The 5,972-nt window shown below is 39.3% G+C and carries 2 protein-coding genes and 1 pseudogene; all 3 read right to left on the reverse strand.

All coding sequences use genetic code 11. The annotated features are described in order from the left end of the window. A partial coding sequence (locus CP368_RS08975; RefSeq protein ID WP_158227434.1) for a Rib/alpha-like domain-containing protein occupies positions 1-4,343 on the reverse strand: 4,343 nt, incomplete at its 3' end. 115 nt (positions 4,344-4,458) lie between these two features. Beyond that, positions 4,459-5,511: pseudogene (locus CP368_RS11070) on the reverse strand (IS30 family transposase). Positions 5,512-5,524: 13 nt separating this feature from the next. Further along, positions 5,525-5,749, reverse strand: coding sequence for an IS110 family transposase (locus tag CP368_RS08985; protein WP_233185863.1), 225 nt, complete (start codon positions 5,747-5,749; stop codon positions 5,525-5,527). Positions 5,750-5,972: the final 223 nt, after the last annotated feature.

A 5,972-nucleotide genomic window follows, 5' to 3' on the forward strand; every position in this document is an offset into this window, starting at 1 on the left:
AGGTTGTTACCAGCGTTTGCGATGCTGCCATTAGCAGTAGAAGCTCCCTTAACTCCATCAGCGTGACTAGAGTTTGAACCATTCTTGTGTGAATGATGCTTGCTTCCAAGAACATCTTCGCTTTTAGCAGCGATGACTAAATCAGTACCAGCAATGACATCCTTTGAACCATCTGGGTAGGTTACTGTAGTAGTACCATCATCACCTACTGTAATAACTGTGCCTGCTGAGAAGCTACCCTTATTAGCATCTTCCACATTCTTCTTAACTTGATTCTTTTCATCATCAGTTAAGTGATTTGGATCTTTAACAGTAACCTTGCCACCTGGAATAGTTGGTGTGATATTGCCAGCGTCTGTTTGTCCTGAAGTTGAGCCGCTATCTTCACCCTTAACCTTATCCTTGTCACCTTTAGTTAAGTGTTCTGGATCTTTTACTGGGACTCTGTCGTCTGGGTTCTTTGGCCCTTTTGGATCGTAGTTATCTTTATCTTCCGTTGGACGTACCAAGTCTCCACCTGGGATTGTATCAGTTGACTTATCTGGGTATTTAATCGTTGCGTTACCCTTATCATCTACTTCAACTTCTGTATCCTTTGGAAGATTTGGATTTACTGTGCCGACTTCGTCCTTAACCTTATCCTTGTCACCTTTAGTTAAGTGTTCTGGATCTTTTACTGGGACTCTGTCGTCTGGGTTCTTTGGCCCTTTTGGATCGTAGTTATCTTTATCTTCCGTTGGACGTACCAAGTCTCCACCTGGGATTGTATCAGTTGACTTATCTGGGTATTTAATCGTTGCGTTACCCTTATCATCTACTTCAACTTCTGTATCCTTTGGAAGATTTGGATTTACTGTGCCGACTTCGTCCTTAACCTTATCCTTGTCACCTTTAGTTAAGTGTTCTGGATCTTTTACTGGGACTCTGTCGTCTGAGTTCTTTGGGCCTTTTGGATCGTAGTTATCACTTTGGTTTGGCTCAACAGTTACACTAACAGTAGTTGTGGTAGTAGAACCATCTTGGAAGGTAGTCTTAACTACACCAGTACGCTTACCAGTAGAGTCAGTATCAGGCTTAGTTATCCACTCATGCTTGGTTCCGTCTGGGAAACTAGTTGGTTTGCCATCTGGAGTTTGGGCAACAACTGTTGATTCTGGCTCAACTTGGCTACCTCTTGGAACAATTACATTATCTTTAGGTGCAACCTTGTATTTATCACTTTCACCATTGACATGAACAGTTACAGTTACTGGGTCAGATTTGCTGCCATCTGGACCTGGATAAGTTACAGTTACTTCACCAGTTACATCCTTACCAGCTTGACTAAAGTCAGGTTTCTTAGTCCAGCCAACAGTTGAGCCTTCTGGTAAAGTAGTCTCCTTACCATCAGCATCCTTTACATCGATAGCATCTTTTGGATCTAAAGTTTGACCCTTATCTACCTTAAGACCATCTTTGCCATAGATGTGGTACTTTTCATTGTCATTTAGCTTATCCTTGACGTTAATAGTTACAGGAACATCATCATGGCTTCCATCATCGTAATTTACTGTTACTTCACCAGATGCCTCACCAATTTTACTTGTGTTTGGTTCAGTCTTCCAAGTGTAGTTTGCATCACTTGGCATCTTCTTACCATTCTTATCAGTGCTTGAAATTACTTCATCAGCCTTAGGCGTTTTGCCAACAGTTGTAGTCCAAGGTTGGGCTTGTGGATCATAAGTTTCTGCATCAGTCTTTACATGAATTGTAACATCAGTGTCTTTCTTAGATCCATCTAGGAAGGTAACTTCAACACTACCAGTTTTATCACCTGGAGTAGTCAAGTCAGGCTTTGCGCCATCCTTCCAGTCAATTGAACCTGCTGGTAGTTGTACTTGCTTGCCATCTGGATCAGTTACGGTTACTAAGCTAGCTGGATCTACATCTTCTCCCTTATCAACTGAAACTTCATTATTAGGAGTTACAGTGTAGCTTTCTGCATCTTTTTTAACATTAATCTTAACAGGTACTATATCATGACTAGTATCTGGGTATGTAACTACTACCCAGCCATCTTTTGATCCTGATGTACTTGTATCCGGAAGTTTTTTACCATACCAGCTATATGTTGTTCCATTAGGTAAACTTTGAGCATTCTTAATTGCTTCTTTAGCCTCTGTAGGACCTAGCTTAGTGTTTCTATTAACAGTAATTTCGACGACCTCTGGGTTGTAGTTATCAGCGTCGGTTGCTGGACGTACCAACTTGCTACCTTCGATTGTATCAGTTGAATGATCTGGGTAAGTTACTGTTGCGTTACCCTTATCATCTACTGTAACTGTAGTGCCTTCTGGTAATGTTGACTTGCCATTTTCATCCTTATTAGCGTCTTCCACATTCTGCTGAACTTTAGCTTGTTCATCTGTAGTTAAGTGGCTTGGATCTGCTACTGGTTCCTTTGCTGGAACTTTTGGTGTGGTCTTCTCAGCGTCGGTTGCTGGACGTACCAAATCGCTACCTTTGATTGTATCAGTTGAATGATCTGGGTAAGTTACTGTTGCGTTACCCTTATCATCTACTGTAACTGTAGTGCCTTCTGGTAATGTTGACTTGCCATTTTCATCCTTATTAGCGTCTTCCACATTCTGCTGAACTTTAGCTTGTTCATCTGTAGTTAAGTGGCTTGGATCTGCTACTGGTTCCTTGGTTGTTGGAACATTTGGTGTGATCTTCTCTGCTGAAGTCTTTTTGACTACATACACATATTCATCGTGATGATCAATAGTATATGTTCCTTTTACAGTATTTGCTTGATTGGTCGCCAAATTATAGTCCGTTGGTACATTGACATTATAATTATAAGTTTCTCCCAATTTACCACTAATCTTATCTGTTGCTACTTCTTTCCCATCTCCCGGCACAAAAAGAGAACTTTTATTCCCAGTTACATCGATATAATGAACTCTAACTTCAGACTTATCTTCACTACCATCCTTTGCATAATAGTAAACAATACCATCATTAGTTGATATAATTTGATTTATATATGCGTATGATTTTCCATTCGGCGCAAAAAACGACATGTAATCGTTAACATCTGGTATGTTCCCCAAGTACTTTGTCGTATTACCAATCGCTTCACCATCATAATACGCAGTAACTCGAACTAACCCTTGAGAGTCAATTACTGTTTGCTTTACAACTACATGTTTATCAAGTCTAAAATCATACGATTCACCCACTTTATATGGGGAGATATATCCTGTGGTATTTGGCGATTTTTTCAATGTATATCCATCAATAGTTGGTGCCTCTCCGGTAATTGTGTATTTCTGATAAGCAACACCTTCAAAAGATTTTGGCACTGCAAGTTCGTCTCCCGTTGCTTGATCAACATAATGAATCGTAGTTGTCACTTTCGTTGGCATTGGAGTCGTCATAAAGCCATTTCCCATTGAAGCTGGTTCTCCATAAATTCCGGTATCGTAACCATATGCAAAACCAACCACCATGCCATATGTTTTTTTATCGCCTTTTTCGACCCCATCAAGATCAATTGAAACACTAGTCCCATCATAATTAGTAAAAATTGGAGGATGAGTAGTTCCACCTGTCCCGTTATACTCAACCTTCTTTGATTTACCAGGTGCTACCACTTCTTCTTGTGTATTACCCGTTAAAGTATGCAAAATTGTTACATATAACTGATTATCATTCAAATTATTTGAGCGGGCCAACAAATAGACAACATGGTAAGATTCATTATAGTTAACAGCACCGGCAAAGTAGTATCTCCCGCTATCATCGTTGGTAGTGTGTTTTTTCAAGATTTCCTTTACTTCTTCTGTTGAAGCTCCCGGATACCACTTCATGTTCTTGTATACCCAGTTATCCTTGGGCTTATTAATTATCTCCTTTAACATGGGCTGGGAATCCAGCTTAATGTCTTTGTTTGACATCGGTAAGCTAGTCGAGGCTTCTTTCGGATCAGTACTAGTTGGATTTACTACTAACGCTGCCAGTAGTCGTGCAGCCCATACGTTCGGCGTTATACCTTTTTCATTGGTAGTATTTTGCGTAGTATCTTGGCCTTGCGGAGTACCTTGGTGATTTGTTGCCACTCCTTTTTCTTCAGCTGTAGTCCGCAAAGAATCTGGAAGGTCTGCTACATTGTGACCAGTAAGTGTAGTATGTGTATTAGTTGGCACCGTATCGGCTAATACCGCATGGTTACTATATAGCATAAAAGTTGTCCCCAACAATACTGACGCTACTCCTACAGATAACTTCCGTATTCCCCAACGTTGCTTCCTTTCGGCAAGCTTTTGTTGGTAGACTTGATGATTGTTTTTCGAAACCATATCCGTTACTCCTAAGCTCATAAAATATATATAGTTATTTTACTTTTAGTGTAGCACATATTTCGTATAAATCTATCAAAAAAAGACTTTCTAAATTTCAAGAATAAGTTAGTCACTAAGCTGAAATAAATAGCACTGACCAATTAATTATTGGTTGATGAGAACGTGACATCTCTTGATAGAATGCTTTACAGTAAACATCCATTGCAGAACGTCCATTAAATATGGCTCGTGGATAGTGATTCATCCAGTTATTAGTCGCTATAATCTAGGCACTACTATAATCATTAATAGCTTGGCCCTTAGTAATCTCCTTCCGGAGAAAACGATTATTGATTTCATTGGATCCACGTTCCCAAGGGGAATACGGATCAGCATAGAAAACATGATCGTGAACTTGTGTTAACTCACTAAATTCTGAACCGTTGTCAGAGGTTATTGTCTTAAAGATGCGATAGTAAGCATCTGTGCCCATTTTCTGGCGTAAATTTATAAAGAACTGATTTACTGCATGCGCAGTTTTACCAGCAATTTTTCTCGTAATATTAACCCGTGAAAAACGATCAGTCATTACTAGAACAACGCTATCCTTGCCATCTTTATGACCTTGAATAGTGTCTAGTTCCCAATGACCAATTTCGGACCGTTGGTCCGCAGTTTGAAGTCGTTGAGCAATGTTAGGTCCTAAGCACTTTTTGGCTTATGGATGAGATTGATGGTGTTTACGTTTAGTTTTCTCAAAAAGGTCCAAGTTAGACGTACGGAATACACCATCATTAATCCACTGATACAAAGTCACAACAGACTTAGGGATCAGTAAATCATCACTCATCAAATCACGTGCCTTATAAATAGCTGCTTGAGGAGAGTAACGATGCTCATCAAATTCACCAAGCATTAATTGGTCGGCCAATTGTAAAAAACGCTTTGAGCGGTAATATAAACGAGGACGGCCGGACCGTTGGTGGCATTTAAGATAAATATTCTGACCGGCTTCATAACTGTAGATGTGATAAGGGTAATCGTAAGTCTTACCATTGAATTTTTGACGACGAATTTGGCAAACTGTACCACGTTTAAGCTCATTATTAATGGTTTGGTGGTTCACTCCTAATTGACGACCGATTGCGCGATTTGAAAGTCCTTGCGACTTTAAAGTCGCAATCATCACACGTTCTTCTTTAGTAAGATGAGCATTCTTTTTTATTTTTTAAATAAGTAGTAAGCTGAGCCGAATAAACACCTGTAGTTTCAAATATTATTATTGTACCGGGTTTAATATAAGAATTTAATATTTGGAAACCGCTCTTACTATGCTTAAATTTAAAAGCTATTTCTTCCGCTTCTTTTGTTATCAAAGTGGCATGACTTTCACCTTGACTAACATCAATACCAATAATATTCACCTAATCACCCCATTTTAATCGATTGAGGCAAATATTCATTTTCAGCTCCATTTCTTGATTACACGATCTCTGAGATCCACACCCTTAATCTAGTTTGATTGAAAATAAATATTTATGGGCCCGTTTGACAGTCGAATTCAATATTCCATTCTGTTGTCGACCTCAACCGTAAGCGTCAAATAAAATAGTGTACTTAAAAACCGTCCCAGTTACTGTTATACTG

The organism is Lactobacillus sp. UMNPBX17, from assembly GCF_002553735.1.
In the GTDB taxonomy this organism is placed as follows: Bacteria; Bacillota; Bacilli; order Lactobacillales; family Lactobacillaceae; genus Lactobacillus; species Lactobacillus gallinarum.